Below are 18,585 nucleotides of genomic sequence, written 5' to 3' on the forward strand. Positions count from 1 at the left end.
CGCCGGCGCCATGGCGCGACGCGATCATGAAGAAATGCAATGTTGAGTAAGATATCGTGAAGCGCGTCGAGCCGACCGGACCGAGCTGAATGAATGGATCTGCAGATGGCGCGGACAGGACACTCCGGCCGTGGCGCTTGCCCGTGTCGAGCGCTCGGTCTAAGGTATCTCGAATGAACCGGGGGGCCGGAACAGGCCTCCATCGCGAAAGGAGCGTCCATGCGTCGACTCGGAACTGCTACCCGCTTGCGGCTCTTGTTCGCTGCCCTGACGGCAGGTGCAGCGATGCTCGGAACCACTGCCCTGCTCGTCCCCTCGAGCGAGGCGGCGCCCGGGGCAAACTGCACCTACTACAGCGACGAGAGCTACACGACGGTCGTCGGCCAGTACGGTCGTGACTGCTGCAACAACCAGATCGCGTGGGGCAGCAAGACGTCGCACTACGAGTGTGGCGGCTGCTTCACCTGCACCCCGCCTCCTCCCTGACCGCCGCGCTCCGGCGGTGGACGGCGACGCGCGCCGTCGCACCTCACCTTCCTCCTGCCCTCGTGACCGTGTATAGATCGCTCCGCGCCACGGATCCTGTTCGATCCGACGGCCAGTGGGGACACCAGGGGTCGATCTCCGGGGCGCGTGCTCTCCAGCTCGTTCTGCTGCCCATTGATTTTTCCTCTGGAAGCTGCCGAGCACGGTCCTTCAGCCCACGAGCGCATGCCATGAAAAAGAATCGTTCTTCTCGATGGTTGTGCGGCGCCGCCTGGATGGCTGTCGCCATCTCGGCCCTCTCCGGCTGTTCTGGCAGGACGGACGCGGCTGGCGCCGGTCCGGGCGGCTCATCGAGCGCAGCCGGCTCGACGGGAGCGGGTGGCCATGGCGGCAGCGCCGGCACGACCGGGACCGGCGGCGCTGGCACGGGCAGCGCGGGCACGGGCGGCTCCGGCGATGGCGGCGCCGGCGACGGCGGCGCCGGAGGTTCCGGGACGAGCAGCTCCGGGGCCGGCGGCTCCGGCGGCGGCACGGGCGGCTCGGGCGGCTCGGGCGGCGCGAGCACACGCAAGTTCGTCGGCAACATCACGACGAACAACGTCGTGCGTGACGACTTCATCCGGTACTGGGACCAGATCACGCCCGAGGTCGTGGGCAGGTGGACCTCCATCGAGACGTCCCGCGGTGTTCGAGACTGGAGCAGGCTCGACCCGGTCTACGACTACGCGCGGGCCCACGGCATCCCCTTCATGCAGCACGCCTTCGTGTGGGGTACGCCGATGCCGGCCTGGTTCGGGCGTCTCTCCGAGGATGAGATGCGGCAGGCCGTGCGGGACTGGATGCAGGCGTTCTGCGAGCGGTACCCCGACACGGAGTACATCGTCGTCGTGAACGAGCCGCCGCCCCACACGACGCCTACCTTCAAGAACGCGATCGGGGGCGAGGGCGCGAGCGGCCACGACTGGATCGTCAACTCCTTCAAATGGGCGCGCGAGCTCTGCCCGGGCTCGACCTTGATCCTCAACGACTACAGCAACATCGAGTACGAGGTCGAACATGCACGCTTCGTCGAGCTGGTGAAGACGCTGCTCGACGCGGGCGCCCCTGTCGACGCCCTCGGCGCGCAGGCGCACGACGCGTACAAGATCAACACCAGCACCGTGAAGGGGTACATCGACGGGCTCGCCGCGACGGGCCTGCCCGTCTACATCACCGAATACGATATCGACCTCGCGGACGACGACAGGCAGCGCCAGGTGATGGAGGAGCAGCTCACGATGTTCCACGACCACAGCGCTGTCAAAGGCATCACCCTGTATGGTTACGTCGTCGGCTCCACCTGGCGGAGCAACACGGGCCTCCTGCACCCGGACGGCACCCAGCGGCCGGCCATGGCCTGGCTGATGGACTTCCTCGGTCGCGGGGAGTGATCCCCCGCGCGCTGTGAGCGCGAGCGCCTCCAGGCCGCGGCGCCCTGCCGGGCCGGCCGTCCACGGCGGGAATGAGGGCCCGAGCTCCGGCTGAGCGCGCGCGTCAGGCCCTTCCTTCGCGTGTCGTCGCGGGCAGACCGGCGCGAGGGCCGCCTCGTTTGCCCGTGGCGCAGCGCGGTGGTTCTGGCAACATCGACGGTGAGGGGTGGGGAGCCTCTTCTGCAATCTCCAGAGCGCCTTGTATGCTGGCCAGTTCACGTTATGTCGATCTGGAGCTCCTGTATGAAGGGGCCGATACGGTCCTGTACCGAGCCCGCCGTCGACATGACGGCCAACCGGTGGTGCTCAAGGTCCTGCGACGCGACCACGCGAGCCCTCACGCCCTCAGGCGCCTTCGCCGCGAGCACGAGATCGCCGGAGCGATCGAGGCGTCGACCGCCATCGTCCAGCCTCACGCGCTCGAGCCGTTCGGCGATCAGGTGGCGCTGGTCCTGGAGGACTTCGGCGGCAGCTCGCTCGAACGGCTCCTCGGCGGGCCGATGCCGCTCGAGCGCTTCTTCCCCCTCGCCCTCCGCCTGACCGACGCGCTCGCCGAGCTGCATCGTCACCACATCATCCACAAGGACATCAAGCCCCAGAACCTGATCTACAATCCCGAGACCGGACAGGTGAAGATCACCGATCTCGGGATCGCCTGCCTCTCGCAGCGCGAGAGCCCGCACCTCGCGCACGTCGGGCTCATCGAGGGGACCCTGGCGTACATGGCGCCCGAGCAGACAGGCCGGATGAACCGCTGGATCGACGAGCGGACCGATCTTTACTCCCTCGGCGTCACCTTTCACCAGATGCTGACTGGCACCCTGCCGTTCCAGGCCGGCGATCCCGTCGAGTGGGTCCACTGCCACATCGCGCGGGTGCCGCCGCCGGCGCACGCGCTCGTCCCCTCGATCCCGCCGCTCCTGTCCGCGGTCGTGCTCAAGCTGCTCTCGAAGGCCGCCGAGGAGCGCTACCAGAGCGCGGCCGGCCTGCGGCGCGACCTCGACGAGTGCTTCGCCCGATGGCGGGCGAGCGGCACGATCGACGCCTTCCTGCTCGGCCAGCGCGACATCTCGGACCGGTTCCAGATCCCGCAGCGGCTGTACGGGCGCGAGCGCGAGGTCGAGGCGCTGCGCGCCGCGTTCGAGCGGGTGGTGGCGCAGGGCCGGCCAGAGCTCGTGACCGTGGCGGGCTACGCGGGCATCGGGAAGTCGTCGCTCGTCGCCGAGCTGCACCGGCCGATCGTGCGGGAGCGGGGGTTCTTCCTCTCCGGCAAGTTCGATCAGACAGCGAGGAACGTCCCCTACCGCGCCTTCCATCAGGCGTTCCGGGCGCTGGTGCAGGAGATCCTCGGCGTGAGCGAGGAGCGGGTCGGGCGCTGGAGACAGCACCTGCGGGAGGCCCTCGGCCCTGACGGGAGGCTGCTCGTCGACGTGCTCCCCGAGCTCGGGCTGCTCCTCGGCCCCCAGCCGCCCGTGCCCGAGCTGCCGCCCACCGAGGCCCAGAGCCGGCTGCACGCGACGCTCCAGCGCTTCGTCGCGGCGTGCGCCACGAAGGAGCACCCCGTGGCGCTCTTCCTCGACGACCTGCAGTGGGCCGACGCGGGGAGCCTCCAGCTGGTCGAGCAGCTCGCCACCTACGCCGGGTCCGAGCACCTGCTGCTGATCGGCGCCTACCGCGACAACGAGGTCGGCGCCGCGCATCCATTGCGGCTCACGCTGGCCGAGGCGCGGAAGCGCGGCGCCGCCATCTCCGAGCTCGCCCTCGAGCCGCTCTCGGCCGCCCATGTCGAGGCGCTCGTCGCCGAGGCGGTCCACGCGCCGCACGCGCCCGCAGAGCAGGTCGAGCCGCTCTCGCGGCTGGTTTACGAGAAGACAGGCGGCAACCCCTTCTTCGTGCTCCAGTTCCTGATCGCGCTGCACCAGGAGGGGCTCATCACCTTCGACGCGGAGGAGGGCAGGTGGCGATGGAACATCGCCGCGATCCGCGACAAGGGGTTCACCGACAACGTCGTCGAGCTGATGGCGGGCAAGCTGAAGCGGCTCTCGGCCCCGGCGCAGGACGCGCTGAAGCTCGCCGCGTGCCTCGGCAGCAGCGTGGACCTCGACACCCTCGCGGTTGTCGCGAGGCGCCCGGCGGAGGAGCTCCGCGAGGCGCTCGACGAGGCGGCGCGGGAGGGGCTGCTCCTCTACCGGCGCACGGGCTATCGATTCCTCCATGACCGGGTGCAGCAAGCCGCATACTCGCTCATCCCCGCGGCGCAGCTCGCCGAGATGCACCTGGAGATCGGGCGGCTGCTCCTCAGGGCGCAGCGCGCGGAGGAGCGCGACGACGCGCTCTTCGACGTCGTCGGCCACCTCAACCGCGGCGCCGCGCTCCTGCGCTCCCGGGCGGAGCGGGACGATCTCGCCGCGCTGAACCTGCGCGCCGGCAGGAAGGCCAAGGCGGCGGTGGCCTACGAGTCCGCCGCCGCGCTCTTCGCCGCTGGCCTCTCCCTGCTCGCGCCGGACCGCTGGGAGACGCAGCACGAGCTGGCCTATGCCCTGACCCTCGAGCGCGCGCACGCCGCGTACATCACCGGCGGCTTCGAGGAGGCCGAGCGGCTCCTGGAAGAGCTCCGCGATCGCGCGACGACCCGGAGCGAGACGGCCGCCGTCGTCGCGCTCGTCCTTCCCTTCCATCTGACCCGCGGGCAATGCGACAGCGCCGTGGAGATCGGGCTATCGTGGCTCCACGCCTGCGACATCGATCTGCCGCTCCACCCCGCCGGCGCCCAGATCGAGGAGGAGACCGAGAGCTTCTGGCAGGCCCTGGGCGATCGGTCCATCGAGGACCTGATCCACCTGCCCCCCATGACGCACCCGGAGGCCAGGATCACGATGAGCGTGCTCGACGGCATGATCGGGCCTGCGCTCTTCGTGGACCCGGACCTGCACTATCTCGTCGCCCTGCGCATGGTCAAGCTCAGCCTGCGCCACGGCAACGCCGAGACGTCAGCGCATGCGTACACCACCTTCGCGAGGATGTTCGGCCCGAGGTCCGGGCGATACAGGGATGCGTACCGGCTCGGCAAGCTCGGCCACGACCTGGCGGAGACGAGCGGCCTGCTCACCACGAGATCGACGGCCTTCACCCTCTTCGGACATCACGTCGTGTTCTGGACACGCCACTACAGAGAGACGTATCCGCCCGCGCGCGCCGGCTTCAGCGCAGCGGTCGAGTCCGGTAACCTGAACATGGCGTGCGTCAACGGCGTCTGGACGGCGCTGTTCCAGCTGCTCGGCGGCGAGCCGCTGGAAGACGTGCTCCACGAGGTCGAAGAGCGCCTCGGCTTCGTGCGCGGGTTCGGTCACGCGTTCGGGTACTGCGCCCTCCTCAGCTGCCACGCCATGATCCAGATGCTGCGCGGGAGGCCTGTCCGCTTCTCGACGCTGGACGGGTCCTCTCTGGATCCGCCGGCCTTCGAGGCGTGGCTGGAGCAGCGGGCTCTGCGGCCCGTCCTCAACCATTATCACAGCGCGAGGGCCCAGGCGCTCTTCGTGCTCGGCTCCCCCGGCGAGGCGGTCGCGGCGGCGACCCGCGTGAAGGTCGAGCACTCCTTCAGGCACGAGCCGCACGCGGTCACCGCCGAGAACTTCTATTATCTCGCGCTCTCGCACGCGGCCCTCTGCGATGAGACGCGCCCCACGCCGCTCGGGGAGCTCCCCGAGCCGCTGCTCGAGTGCGAGCGGCAGCTCGGCGAGTGGGCCAGGAGCGGCCCCGACAACTTCCTTCACAAGCACGCCCTGGTCCGCGCCGAGATCGCGCGGCTCCTGGGGGACGGGATGGAGGCCATCGCGCTCTACGAGCAGGCCATCGCGTCGGCGCGGGAGGGCGGCTTCGTCCAGCACGAGGCGATCGCCTGCGAGCTCGCGGCGGGGTTCTACCGCGCTCGCGGCGTCACCACGCCCGCCGACGCCTACCTGCGGAGGGCCCGCGCCGGCTACTTGGCGTGGGGCGCCCACGCCAAGGTGGAGCAGCTCGATCAGCGTTACCCCCACCTCGTCGAGCGCAGGCCGATCGCCCCCACCATCACCTTCGCCGTCCGCGCCGAGCAGTTCGACGTCCTGTCCGTGGTGAAGGCCGCGCAGAGCATCTCCGGCGAGCTCAAGCTACCGCGGCTGCTCGAGACGCTGCTTCGCCTCGCGGTCGAGCACGCGGGCGCCGAGGAGGGGTGCGTCGTCCTGGCCCGGGGTGAGCGGCTGTGGACCGCGGCGGTCGAGGCGCCGGGGGGCGTTGTGCGGCTGCTCGACGCGGGCGAGGCGCCTCCGGGCGCGCTGCCGCAGTCCGTCCTCAACTACGCTCGCCGGAGCCACGAGCGCGTGCTGATCGACGACGCCGCCGCCGCCCGGCACCGCTTCATGGAGGACGAGTATTTCAGGCGCAAGCGCCCGAGATCGGTGCTGTGCCTCCCGATCGTGCGTCAGGCGCGGCTGATCGGGCTGCTGTACCTGGAGAACAACCTCGTCACCGGCGCCTTCACGCCCGCGCGGCTCAGCGTCCTCGAGCTGCTCGCCTCGCAGTCGGCGATCTCGCTGGAGAACGCGATGCTCTTCTCGGAGCTGGAGCAGGAGAACGCGGAGCGGCGGCGAGCGGAGCAGGCGCTCAAGGCGAACCAGCAGATGGTCCAGGCCATCGTCGACAACTCGGCGGCAGCGATCTACGTCAAGGACAGCGAGGGCCGACACCTGCTCGCCAACCGGCACATGAGCAACACCCTGCGCTTGCCCGTCGAGGAGATCCTCGGCAAGACGATCGCCGAGCTCCTCCCTGCCCCGACCGCCGAGGCGATCCGGGACCACGACCGGCAGGTGATCGAGGCGGGCACGCCGATGGAGTGGGAAGAGGAGCTTCCGCTGAACGACGGGCCGCACACCTTCCTGTCGCTCAAATTCCCCCTCGGCGGTGGGCCCACGCCCCGCGCGCTCTGCGGCATCTCCACCGACATCACCGAGCGCAAGAGGACCGAGCGGGCCGAGCGCTTCCTGGCCGAGGCGAGCCGGAAGCTGATGACGCTCGGCTACGGCGCCACCATCGAGGGCGTGGCGCAGCTCGCGGTGCCCGAGCTCGCCGACCAGTGCATCGTCGACGCGGCCCTGAACGACCGCGCGCCGGGCGGCGCAGCCGTCGCAGGGGTGCCCGGCGAGCAGGCGGAGGCCTTGATCGAGGCGCTGCGCCTCTCGGGGGCGCCATCGGCCGGGTCCGGCGGGGCGACGGGCGCCACCGCGCCGCTCTCCCAGCAGGTGCACCAGCTCGATCCGCGCGTCATTCGCCTCCTGGAGCAGCTCAACATCCACGCTTGGCTCCGGGTCCCGCTCCTCGCCCGCGACCGGTGCCTCGGGGTGATGACCCTGCTGGCGACCACGCCTCGGCGCCGTTACGGCCCCGACGAGCTGCGGCTGGCCGAGGAGCTGGGGCGCCGCGCGGCGCTGGCGCTCGACATCGCCCGCCTGTACGCCGAGGCCCAGGAGGCGATCCGGCGGCGGGACGAGTTCCTCCTCGTCGCCTCGCACGAGCTCAAGACCCCGCTGACGTCGCTGCAGATGCAGGCGCACCTCATCTCGCGGCTGCTGGGTCGCTACCAGCGCGCGGAGGTCGCCCCGGAGCGGATCGACGCGTCGCTCCAGGTCATCGGCCGCCAGATCGCGCGCCTCGGGCGCCTTGTCGACGAGCTGCTCGACGTGACGCGGCTGAACGCCGGGCGGTTGACGCTCGCGCGCGCGCCCGTCGATCTGGCGGCGCTGGCGCGCGAGGTCGTCGAGCGGATGGGCCAGCAGCTCGCGAGCGCGCGCTGTCCCGTCCAGCTCGATCTGGACGAGCCCGTCGTCGGGCGCTGGGATCCGTCGCGCCTCGAGCAGGTCCTCGTCAACCTCCTGTCCAACGCGATGAAGTACGGCGCCGGTGGCCTCATTCACGTCGTCGTGCGCCGGCACGAGGGGCGCGCGCTGCTCTCGATCCGGGATCACGGGATGGGCATCGCCGAGGCCGATCACGCCAGGATCTTCGAGCGCTTCGAGCGCGCGGTGTCCGTCAAGAACTTCGGCGGGCTCGGCCTCGGGCTCTACATCGTCCGCTGGATCGTGACCTCGCACGGCGGCTCCATCCGCGTGGAGAGCAGGCCAGGCGCCGGCGCCACGTTCCTCGTGGAGCTCCCGCTGGAGCCGGCGGAGCTCGAAGCGGACGCGGACGGCCCGAGCGCCTTGCCCTCCCCGGCGTAGGCGTCCCCCGGGCGCCGGCGCGTGGGAGCCAATGAGCGACGGCGCGGGCGCGTGAGCCCGAGCGGATTCTCCTTCACCTCGCCCGCGCGCGCCTCATGATGGCGCCATGCTCCGCTTCCCGCGCGCCCTCTGGATCGCGTTGGCGCTCGCGCTCCTCCTCCCGCTCCCCTCCCTCTTCGCCCAGCTCTACACGGACGACCAGATGATGGTCCTCCGCCTCGAGGGCACGATGCCCTCGCCGGTGCCGGGCCCCTTTCATCTCTACACCTTCGCGAACGGCTCGGCGGAGCAGCGCGCCCAGCTCTTCGGCGGCGGCACCTTCCCCTGGTGGACCCTGCCCGAGCTCCGCCTCTCGTTCTTCCGCCCGCTCTCGAGCGGCCTGCTCGCGCTCGACCACGCGCTCGCCGGCCGCGACCCGCTGCTCTACCACGTGCACTCGATGGCCTGGTACGCGGCCGCCGTGCTCGCCGCGGCGCTCCTCTTCCGGCGCCTCCTCCCCGAGCGAACGGCCGCCGCCGCGGCCCTGATGTTCGCGATCTCCCCCGCCCACTGGATGGCCGCCGGCTGGCCCTCGTCGCGCCACGTCGCCATCGTCGGCGCGCTCGGCTTCAGCGCGATCGCCCTGCACCTCCGCGCCCGCGAGCGCGGCGACCGCCGCGCCGCTGTCGGCGCCCTCGCCTGCGCCGCGATCGCGCTCCTCGCCGGCGAGGCCGCGCTCGGCGTCCTCGCCTACGTCTTCGCCTACGAGCTCGTCGGCCGCGACGAGCCGCTTGCCCGCCGCGCCCGCGCCTTCGCCCCCTGGGTCGCGCTCGCGCTCGTCTACGCGATCACCTACAAGGCGCTCCACTTCGGCGCCTACGGCTCCGGCGGCTACCTCGACCCCATCGCCGAGGCGTCGACCTTCCTGCCCGCGCTCCCCGTGCGCCTCGCCGTCTTCGCCGAGGCCGCGCTGCTCGGCGTCCCCTCGGAGGTCTCGGCCATCGACCCCCGCGCGGCGCGCGTCCTCGCGACCCTGGGCGTGCTCGCGCTCCTCGCCTTCTCCTTGCTCCTCCGCCGCGCGCTGCGGCGCATCGCGCCCGAGCACGCGCGCACCCTCCGCTGGCTGCTGGTGGGCGCCGCGCTCGCGCTCCTCCCCGGCGCCGCGGGCATCCCCGGCGATCGCGTGCTCTTCCTCCCCAACCTCGGCATCGTGGCCGCGCTCGCCACGGTCCTCCTCCACGCCGGCCGCGCCCCGGACGAGCGCGCCCTCGCCGCGGCCCCCGCGCGCGCCGGCGTCGCCCTCTTCGGCCTCCTCCACGTCGTGCTCGCCGCGCCGGTCTTCCTCTTCGGCGTCCTCCACCTCACGCTCACCTCGAGGACCGCGCTCGACGTCCTCGCCCGCGCCGAGATCCCGCGACGCGAGGGCATGCGCGTCCTCGGCATCGGGCTCTCGGATCCGCTCGTCGGCATGTACCTCGGTTCCGGGCTCCAGATAGCGTTCGACCCCCCGCCCGCGACCGTCGATCTCCTCAGCATGGCGGGCCACGACCACCGCGTCCGCCGCGTCGACGCCCGCACCCTCGACATCACGGTCGAGGGCCGCCTCCTCGACGGCGCCTTCGAGAGCGTCGTCCGCGCCAGGCGCCACCCCCTCCGCGCGGGCGACGTCGTCCCGCTCGGCGCCTGGTCGGTCCGCGTCCTCGCCGACGACGCGGGTCAGCCGACCCGCTTCGCCGTCACCTTCGATCGCGACCTCGAAGACCCGTCTCTCGCCTTCCTGCACTGGAAGGACGGCGGCCTCCGCGCCCTCCCCCTCCCGCCTGTCGGCGGCGAGGTCCTCGTCCGCCACGAGCCGGGCCCGATGGGCATGTAGGGTTTCCGGCTTCCCCGGGAGGCCCTGATCGGCAGATGACGGGCGGGTGGCGGCGCCGGGGGCAGCGGCGGTGAGGCGCCCTCGGCGGCTGCCGCTGTGGGTGTGTGGCCTGGACGCGCCCCTGGCGCATGTACGCGACGAGGGCGCAGGGGCATCGGTCGTCGATGCGCTCTGCGCCCTCTGCCGCGTCGTTACCTCGAGCGCTCGGCGCGCTGCGCTGTGCAGCGGCCGCTCCGCCCGACCGTTACCGGCCGAGGAAGTTCATGAGCCAGCTCATGGCCGGCCGCATGGTCCCGTTCGAGTGCTGGATACCCGTGTTGTCCCGCCACGTGGCGCCGACGATGTAGCCCCAGAGGGTGATGCCGGGGACGGCCGGGTGGTTCCAGAACATCTGGAACTGCTCCTCCATCACCCGCTTCTGCTGGTTGTCGTCCGCGATGCCGATGTCGTACTCGGTGATGTAGACGGGCTTGCCCAGCGAGGCGAGCTTGTCGATGTACCCCTTCACTGTGTTGGTGTTGATCTTGTAGGCGTCGTGGGCCTGCGCGCCGAGGGCGTCGACCGGGGCACCTGCGTTGATCACCGCCCGCGCGATCCTCATGAAGTTCTGGTGATCGTTCTCGTACTCGATGTTGTTGTAGTCGTTGAGGATCAGGACCGCGTTCGGGCAGTACTCGCGCGCCCACTTGAAGGAGTTGACGATCCAGTCCCAGCCGCTGGCGCCGTCGCCGCCGATGCCGTTCTTGTACGAAGGCGTTGTGTGGGGCGGCGGCTCGTTGACCACGTCGATGTACTTCGTGTCCGGGTAGCGCGCGCAGAACGACCGCATCCAGTCCTTCACGGCCGCCTGCTGCTCCGACCCGGAGAGGCCCGCGAGCCAGCTCGGCTGCTGGGCACCCCAGACGAACACGTGCTGCTTGAAGATGACGTTGTTCGACTTCGCGTAATTGTAGATCCGGTCGAGCGCTGCCCAGTTCTTGTTCCCACGGGTCCGCTCGACGGCGTCCCACTTGCCCTCGTTCTCGGGCGTGATCTGGTTCCAGTACCTCGAGAAGCCGTCGCGCACGGCGCCGCTGGTCGTGATGTTGCCCACGAACTTCGCGCCTGTGGCGCCGCCGCCACCACCGCCGGAGCCGCCGGAGCCGCCGGCGCCGCCACCGCCGCCCGCGCCGCCGGAGCCGCCCGTGCCCGAGCTGCTGGAGCTGCTGGCGCTGCTGGAGCTGCTGGAGGTGCTAGAGCTGCTGGAGCTGCTGCTCGTTCCGCCCCCCACGGCCCGGAGCGAGAACTTCTGGTTTGCGCCGTTCGCCCAGCTCCACTGCTGGAGGCCAGTGCCGTAGCTGTCCAGGGACTTGCCGCTGTGGCGCGCCGTGAGGCGCACGCCGCCGGAGACGTCCGTGAGCGACCACTGCTGGTTCGTTCCGCTCCAGCAGGAGTATTGCTGGATGCGGGCGCCGTCGCTGGTGGAGGCGCCCGCGACGTCCATGCAACGGTTGCTGGCGACGTTGCGGATGCGGTAGTAGCCGCCGCCTGCCGACTCCACGCGGAACTGTTGCCGCGTCGAATTGTTGCAGCCGGCGATCTGCAAGGCCGCTCCGTCGGCGGTGCTGCCTCCAGCCACCTCGACGCAGTTTCCGCTCTGCGCGTTGACGATCGTGTAGGTCGCGTTCGCATCGATCGAGATGGCGCCCTCGAGCGACCCCCCCTCCTCGGTCTCGGCGTCGTACGCCTCCTCGGGGCCGATGACGCACGACGCGGCGAGGATACCCGTCGCCGCCGCAAGCAAGGCATGCTTCGTTCCAAATCTCATCGTGTTCTCCTCGTTGATTAAGTAAGTAAAACGCGGATCTTTCTACTGCTCGACGCTGCCCCCCGCGTCCGTCAAGGCTGCTCGCCGCGCGCTAAAGGCTCCCGAGGGGCCGCCGCACTGGCAATTGCCGCTGCGGATGAAGCTCGCTCAATTTGCGTGCAGAGCGGATAAGTTCGTCCTGTGCGCTCCGGGCCGCGCCGTCGCAGGTGTCCGCGACGACCAAACGAACAGAGTCGGTGAAGAATTCGATCCAGCCGACGGAGGTCCCGGTGCTCATGACGACTCACGCAGGGCAAAGCCGAAGAATGAGGCATTACTGTGAACGCTCACATATTGAATGTCAATTCTGATCTGCCGCCCGCCACACCGAGAAGAAACATCCCTGAAGCTTTCGACCCTGGGGCCGCCTCTCGCTGGGCGACACGGCAGCAGATCTGCGGCGTGAATCGCACCTTGTCCTCCGGTGCGGCGGCGGACGCGGCGGGACAGGGGCGGCGGGTCGGGTGGGTAGGCGCTCGGCGACCGCCGCGCTGGCGTCTGCTGGCTCGGCGTCGGATGGGCGCGTTGCGCGGCGGACCGGTTGGCGCCCATCGTTCCTGACAAGAAGAAGATCAAGAGCCTCCTTGCCGAGGTCGCGTTCGAGGCGTGGCGTGGCCGCGAATCACGCGCGGGAGACGGCGCTGCGGCTGCGTCGTCTCCTCATCCCTCGCCCCCGGACGCGCGTCGTCGCTCGCTCGCGGCATGAATGCGGCGTCTGCCTCGAGCATCAGAGCGGCATGGCAAGAACGTTGGAGTCCATCGGTTCGCGTTCCAGGCTTCACCGGCGTGCCTCCGCCGCCCTGCTCCTCGCCGCCTTCGGCCCCACGAACGAATGCGGTCCGAGCACGCCCGGCAGCAGCAGCAGCAGCAGCAGCGGCGGCGCCGCGGGCGGCGGCGGGTCCAGCTCCGAAACCACAGGAGACGGCAGCGGCGGCTCCGCAGGCCACGGCGGCGGCGGCTCCGCAGGCCACGGCGGCGGCGGCTCCGCAGGCCACGGCGGCGGCGGCTCCGCAGGCCACGGCGGCGGCGGCTCCGCTGCCACGGGCAGCGGCGGCTCCGCAGGCCACGGCGGAGGCGACGAGAGCACCTCGACCGGGAGCGGCGGCTCGCCGGCGACATGCGCGCCGGGAGCCATCGTCGCGTGCTACTCCGGCCCCGAGGGGACCAACGGCGTCGGGCGCTGCACGGCCGGGACGCAGACCTGTCGTCCCGACGGCTTCGGCTACGGGCCCTGCACGGGTGAGATCACCCCTGCTGCGGAGGTCTGCGCCACGCCGCAGGACGAGAGCTGCGACGGCGACCCCCATTGCCCGCAACCTGCCGCCTGGGCGCGCGGGTTCGGCATCGAGCCCACCCTTCCCACATCGACAATCGCCGTCGACGCCATGGGGAATTACTACATCTTCGGCGCCTTCGAAGGAACGGTCGACTTCGGCACCGGCCCTCTGACCAGCGCCGGCGACAGCGACATCTTCCTTCTCAAGCTCGACCCCTCGGGCGCGCCGCTCTGGAGCAAGCGCTTCGGCACCCCCTTCCCCGAGACAGGAGATGCCCTGGCCATCGACGGAAACGGCAACGTCCTGATCGCCGGCACCTACGAGGGCGACTTCTCTGGCATTGGCATGGACCTCGGCTTCGGCGGGTGCGCCCTGCCGGCTCCGCCCGATCGTTCCGCGCAATTCATGGCCAAGCTCGACCCCGACGGCAATCACATCTGGAGCGATGGATTCAGCTTCTACTTTCCGTATGCTACCTGGGCGACGAAGATGGCCACCGATGCTCTCGACGACGTGTACCTCGCCATCGGGTTGGAGGACGTGACAGCGGTGGTGAAGCTGGACGCGATGGGCAATGTCCTCTGGAGGCGTAGCACCCCGGGCAGCCCGAGCTTCCACATGAACCTCGCGCTCGACAGCGCCGGCAACGTGGTGACAGTGGACAAAGCGGGCATCGACGGCGACTACACTGTCCTCTACACGTACGTCTCAAAGCTCTCTCCGGACGGAGATTTGCTCTGGTCCCGGAGATTGGACGACCACGACTTCCGTGGCAAGGTGGCGGTCAACTCGGCGGGCGAGATCCTCGTGTTGGCCGAGGGAGCTCTCATCAAGCTGGATCAGGACGGCGAGGAAGTGTTCACCCTGCCCGTCCTCCACACAGGCAGCATCGCGGTCGACCCGGCGGACAACATCTTCCTCGGCGGGGGTGGGCTCACGATGCTCGACCCGAGCGGCACCGAGCTCTGGACGCGCGACTTCGCGGCCTTTGTAGCGGACATGGCCATCTCCCCGAACGGCGCTGTCGCCGTCACCGGCGTCGTGAGCGGCCCTGTGGACTTCGGGACCGGCCCGATCGAGTATACAGAAGGCTGGGATATCTATGCTGCCACATTCAACCCGCCGGCGAGCGGCGACAGCGGCGAGGGAGGAGGCAGCGGCGGCAGCGGCGGCGGCGGCGGAGACCCGTCCGAGACGTGCGTGCCGGGCTCGGTCATCGCGTGCTACTCCGGCCCTGCCGGGACCAGGGGCGTCGGACCCTGCGCTGCGGGGACGCAGACCTGCCGCCCCAACGGCCTTGGCTTCGGCGCCTGCGTGGGCGAGGTGACGCCTGCCGAGGAGCTCTGCTCCACGCCGGAGGACGAGAACTGCGACGGCGACCCCCATTGCCCCATGCTGTCGTGGGCGCGCGGGTTCGGCAGCACCGGCGCCGACGAGGGCCTGAACATCGCGAGCGACGCTGCAGGCAACTACTATGTCACCGGCACCTTCACGGGAACCGTCGACTTCGGCGCGGGCCCTCTGACCTCCCCGATCAGCAGCCACTTCCTGCTCAAGCTCGATCCATCGGGCGCGCCGCTCTGGAGCGAGCGCCTGCCCAGCGGCCGCCCGCTCGTCATGGCCGTCGACGGCAACGGCGACCTCGTGCTCGCCGGCACCTACTCGCCGAGCGGCGCCATGGTGTTGAACCAGTGCCTGCCCCCCTACTCGGCCTTTGATACAGTAGCCTTCGTGACCAAGCTCGACCGCGATGGCAACTCCATCTGGAGTCAAGCCCCCATCGCCCCGCCGGAAAGGCTGATCGAAATCTTGAGCTATCCCGAGCGGATCGCCGTCGATGCGCTCGGCAACACCTACCTGGTCTTCGTCAACGTCTCGACGGACGGTGCCTACCTGTTGAAGCTGAGCCCTGGCGGCGATGTCCTCTGGAACCACAAGATCACGCCCCCTCCCGACGAGTACGACCACCCGCTCTACAACGCCGATCTCGCGATCGACAGCGCCGGCAACGCGCTGACCGTGACAGCACCGGAGTCCGCCGCAGGGAATCTCACGGTCAGCAAGCGCGACCCGACCGGCGCCTTGCTCTGGAGCCGCACGTTCGCGCCGGATCCGTCGATCCCCCCCGGCGGCGCCGGGAAGGCGGCATGGTCGGTGGCCGTCGATGAGGCTGACGAGGTCCTCGTGGCCGGCATCACGGACGGGACCGTCGATCTCGGCGGCGGCGTGCTGCCCGCCGGCCCCGTGCTCCTCAAGCTGGACGCCGCGGGTGCCCACGTGTTCAGCGACGCGATCCCCTTCGGCGACGCGCTCGCGCTCGATTCCGCTGGTAACATCGTCGTCGCCGGAGGCGGGCTCGCCAAGCTCGACCCGAGCGGCGCCGAGCTCTGGGCCCTCGGCTTCGGCGCCAGCGCGCATGGCATCACGATCTCGCCGAGCGGCGTGATCGCCCTCACAGGGGCTGCGAGCGCGGCGGTCGACTTCGGGACCGGCCCCATCTCCCACGCCGGCGGCTCCGACATCTTCGTCGCGACGTTCAATCCCTGAACCCCATGGGGGGAAGGGCGCCATGGCGAGGTGAAGCGCGCCGAGCTCGGGCGCACCCCGGTGCGGCGGCGGCCGTGGGACCAGGGCGGGTCGGCCTTCGACGATCCGGGCGCTGACGTCTCGGCCGGTTCGCTGTAGGATGGCCGCGCTGCGAGGCAGACCGGATGGCGCCGATCGTCCCCGACAAGAAGAAGATCAAGAGCTTCCCTGACGAGGCCACGTTCGAAGCGTGGCTGGCCGCAAACCACGCGCGGGAGACGGAGCTGTGGCTCCGGATCTACAAGAAGGGCTCCGGCGTAGCGACGGTGACCTACGCGCAAGCGCTCGACGTGGCCCTCTGCTGGGGATGGATCGACGGGATTCGAAAAGCCCTGGATGAATCCTCGTTCTTGCAGCGGCTCACGCCGCGCAAGGCGAGGAGCGTCTGGAGCCAGATCAACCGCGACCACATCGCCCGATTGACCGCCGCGGGGCGCATGACGCCCCACGGGCAGCGGCACGTGGACGCGGCAAGGGCCGATGGTCGCTGGGATGCGGCGTACGCGCCGATCCGCAGCGCGACCGAGGCCAGCATCCCCGACGACCTCCGCGCCGCGATCGAGGCGGACCCACGAGCGCGTGAGACGTTCCAGACGCTGGGGCGCCAGAACCTGTTCGCGCTGACGTTCCGCACGAACAACATGAAGACGCCCGCGGGTCGCGCGAGGAAGATCGCTGCGCTGGTGGAGATGCTGGCGCGCGGTGAGACCCTCGTGCCGGAGCGCGGCAGGCCGTCAAAGGCGGCCCGGCCCGCGACAGAGTAGGCGAGACGGGCCGATCAGCTGCCCTTGCAGACGTCGGCGCAGGTGCCCGTCGCGTCGGCGCACGCGGAGGACGCGCAGTCCGAATCGGAGGAGCAGGGCGCGCCGGCGGCGCCGAGCGGCGCGCACGTGGCGCCGTCGCACGTCGTGCCGGCCGCGCAGTCCAGGTCCGACGCGCACGGCCCGCCCGCCTGCTCGCGTGCCTGGCACGCGCCGTCCTCGCCGCAGCGAAGCCCCTCCTGGCATGCGAGGCTCCCCTCGCACGCGTCGCCCGCGGCGAGCCGTGGCGCGCACGTCCCCGCGTCGGGCGGCGAGGGCTGGTCGCACCGGAGCGCCTCGTCGCAGTCGAACGCCGACGCGCATGGCTCTCCGGCCGTCGCCCTCGCCTTGCACGCCGACGTCGTCTGCCCGCTCGCGTCGATGGTGCGCACGCAGCGGTCCCGGCCGCAGTCCCAGTCCGAGCCGCACGTCCCGCCTTCGGGCACGGAGCCGTCCCACGCGCCGAGGCACGAGGGCGCGAACTCGGCGTCCACCCCCAGAAGCACGCCCACGATCTGAAGCTCGGCGCAGGGGGCCGCATCCACCTCGGCGAGGCACGCCGCCGCCTTTGCCGGGACGAAGGTGCCGTTCACCTCGCCTCCGCCGGTGACGGCGACGAGGATCGCCTCGAGCGACGAGGCGCACGCGTCGGCGGAGCTCGCGTCCAGGCCATGCGCGGCCCGGGTCGCCGCGTCGCAGCAGGTGAACGTGCGGTCGCAGAGGGCCTTCGCATACATGGGGATGAAATCGCTGCCTGTCGGCTCCGGGCCTCCGCTGCTCGCCGGTGGCTCGTCGTCACCGCATCCGGGCACGGCGAACATCGCGACGGCGACGGCCGACAGGAACGTCGCGAGCAAGACAGGTCGATGCGTGCGCATGAAGAACCTCCTCGGTCGGATCTTATCTGGATCGGGGCCGGCCCGGTCGGGGCGTGAAGACCGTGACCTTCAATTACCCCGAGCAGACAGACATCGACGTGGCGTTCCCCTGGGCTGGCGGCTCGCACGCGACGCGGTCCCTCGTGTCGCACGCCCGGAGCACCGCCAACCTCTCCGGTTGTGTGCTCGCATGTAGCAGCGCGCCCCTCAAGCAACGCTCCGCGGCGGAACTCCGAACGTGCGCTTGAACGCATGGGCGAAGGCGCTCTGCGAGCTGTAGCCGACCTCGGCCGCCACGCTCGCGATGGGGTCCCGCCCCTTACGTACACTTAGCAATCGTCGCGCCAGCACCATGCGCCACTGCGTGAGATAATCGAGCGGCGGCCGGCCAACGCGCGCCGCGAAGCGGGCCGAGAAGGCGGAGCGCGACATGCCGACGCGCGCCGCCAGCCTGGCCACTGTCCAGGGCTCGGCCACCTCGCCATGCATGAGCCGGAGCGCCGCGCCGACCTGCCGGTCTGCCAGGGCGCCGATCCAGCCGACGCGATCCTCGGCCCCCACCGCGATATAGGCGCGGATCGCCTCGACCAGGAGGATTTCCGCCAGGCGGTCGGTGATGAGCGGGGCCCCCGGCCGGTCCTCGCCCACCTCCGCGTCCAGGCACGCCAACGTCCGCGCGACGGCTCCCGCCCCGGGCGAGCCCCGATCGACCCGGAGGGACGCGGGCAGCGCCTCCAGGAGGAAGGCCGCATCGCCCTCGGCGAAGTCGACGCTCCCGCCCAGAAGGCCTGTCTGGAGGCCGTCGCCCAGGCGCAAGACGTCATGGCCCGGCTGCGCGTAGAACGGCGCGCCGTCCACCGGCGCGATCGCAGGGTCGCTCGCCACCGTATAGGGAGTATCGCCGATCAGGAACACGTCGCCCTCTGTCAGCGCCTCCGGCGGGTGGTCGGGCAGGAGCATCCAGCACCGCCCGCGCAGGAGGGCGACGAACTTCAGCCTCGCCTTGCCGGGAAAGGCGAGCGCCCAGTCGCCCGACGCCTCGAACCGCGTGGACCTGACGCTGCGCACGCCCAGGGCCGACAGCACATCGGAAAGGGGATCCAGCGTCCCTCTGGACGATCGCGACAAAATCATGGC

9 protein-coding genes are annotated in these 18,585 nt (G+C 70.7%); 6 read left to right on the top strand and 3 right to left on the bottom strand.

The window, feature by feature from the left end; all coding sequences use genetic code 11:
• Window positions 1-285: 285 nt before the first annotated feature.
• From WMF42_RS26930 to WMF42_RS26945, 4 genes are all read left to right on the top strand, one after another.
• Window positions 286-486, top strand: coding sequence for a DUF6289 family protein (locus WMF42_RS26930; protein ID WP_233561009.1), 201 nt, complete (start codon window positions 286-288; stop codon window positions 484-486).
• A gap of 275 nt (window positions 487-761) precedes the next feature.
• On the top strand, window positions 762-1,916 hold the full coding sequence (locus tag WMF42_RS26935) for an endo-1,4-beta-xylanase (protein WP_437685634.1): 1,155 nt from the start codon (window positions 762-764) through the stop codon (window positions 1,914-1,916).
• Window positions 1,917-2,158: 242 nt separating this feature from the next.
• Window positions 2,159-8,209 (top strand): AAA family ATPase, encoded by a 6,051-nt coding sequence (locus WMF42_RS26940; protein WP_437685636.1) that lies wholly within the window; start codon window positions 2,159-2,161, stop codon window positions 8,207-8,209.
• Window positions 8,210-8,315: 106 nt separating this feature from the next.
• A complete protein-coding gene (locus WMF42_RS26945) occupies window positions 8,316-10,061 on the top strand; it encodes a hypothetical protein (RefSeq protein WP_437685638.1) in 1,746 nt (581 codons plus the stop codon).
• Window positions 10,062-10,305: 244 nt separating this feature from the next.
• Here the strand turns inward: WMF42_RS26945 and WMF42_RS26950 are convergent, their stop codons facing one another.
• A complete protein-coding gene (locus tag WMF42_RS26950) occupies window positions 10,306-11,868 on the bottom strand; it encodes an endo-1,4-beta-xylanase (RefSeq protein WP_081426103.1) in 1,563 nt (520 codons plus the stop codon).
• A gap of 776 nt (window positions 11,869-12,644) precedes the next feature.
• Between WMF42_RS26950 and WMF42_RS26955 the strand changes: the two genes are divergently transcribed.
• Together WMF42_RS26955 and WMF42_RS26960 are read left to right on the top strand one after the other, a co-directional pair.
• Window positions 12,645-15,731 (top strand): hypothetical protein, encoded by a 3,087-nt coding sequence (locus tag WMF42_RS26955; protein WP_437685640.1) that lies wholly within the window; start codon window positions 12,645-12,647, stop codon window positions 15,729-15,731.
• Window positions 15,732-15,895: 164 nt separating this feature from the next.
• Window positions 15,896-16,534 (top strand): YdeI/OmpD-associated family protein, encoded by a 639-nt coding sequence (locus WMF42_RS26960; RefSeq protein ID WP_061605687.1) that lies wholly within the window; start codon window positions 15,896-15,898, stop codon window positions 16,532-16,534.
• Window positions 16,535-16,548: 14 nt separating this feature from the next.
• Here the strand turns inward: WMF42_RS26960 and WMF42_RS26965 are convergent, their stop codons facing one another.
• Both WMF42_RS26965 and WMF42_RS26970 read right to left on the bottom strand, forming a co-directional pair.
• The gene (locus tag WMF42_RS26965; protein ID WP_437685642.1) at window positions 16,549-17,448 is read right to left on the bottom strand and encodes a hypothetical protein; all 900 of its coding nucleotides are present in this window, start codon (window positions 17,446-17,448) and stop codon (window positions 16,549-16,551) included.
• A gap of 207 nt (window positions 17,449-17,655) precedes the next feature.
• Window positions 17,656-18,582, bottom strand: coding sequence for an AraC family transcriptional regulator (locus tag WMF42_RS26970; RefSeq protein ID WP_437685644.1), 927 nt, complete (start codon window positions 18,580-18,582; stop codon window positions 17,656-17,658).
• Window positions 18,583-18,585 lie beyond the last annotated feature (3 nt).

It is taken from the genome of Sorangium sp. So ce176 (assembly GCF_051519835.1).
In the GTDB taxonomy this organism is placed as follows: Bacteria; Myxococcota_A; Polyangia; order Polyangiales; family Polyangiaceae; genus Sorangium; species Sorangium cellulosum_G.

Bases quoted from the DNA above. Each gene is read 5' to 3' on its own strand.
- WMF42_RS26950 (WP_081426103.1), bottom strand. From the start codon at position 11,868: ATGAGATTTGGAACGAAGCATGCCTTGCTTGCGGCGGCGACGGGTATC.
- WMF42_RS26965 (WP_437685642.1), bottom strand. From the start codon at position 17,448: ATGCGCACGCATCGACCTGTCTTGCTCGCGACGTTCCTGTCGGCCGTC.
- WMF42_RS26945 (WP_437685638.1), top strand. From the start codon at position 8,316: ATGCTCCGCTTCCCGCGCGCCCTCTGGATCGCGTTGGCGCTCGCGCTC.
- WMF42_RS26935 (WP_437685634.1), top strand. From the start codon at position 762: ATGGCTGTCGCCATCTCGGCCCTCTCCGGCTGTTCTGGCAGGACGGAC.
- WMF42_RS26960 (WP_061605687.1), top strand. From the start codon at position 15,896: ATGGCGCCGATCGTCCCCGACAAGAAGAAGATCAAGAGCTTCCCTGAC.
- WMF42_RS26970 (WP_437685644.1), bottom strand. From the start codon at position 18,582: ATGATTTTGTCGCGATCGTCCAGAGGGACGCTGGATCCCCTTTCCGAT.
- WMF42_RS26930 (WP_233561009.1), top strand. From the start codon at position 286: ATGCTCGGAACCACTGCCCTGCTCGTCCCCTCGAGCGAGGCGGCGCCC.
- WMF42_RS26955 (WP_437685640.1), top strand. From the start codon at position 12,645: ATGGCAAGAACGTTGGAGTCCATCGGTTCGCGTTCCAGGCTTCACCGG.
- WMF42_RS26940 (WP_437685636.1), top strand. From the start codon at position 2,159: ATGCTGGCCAGTTCACGTTATGTCGATCTGGAGCTCCTGTATGAAGGG.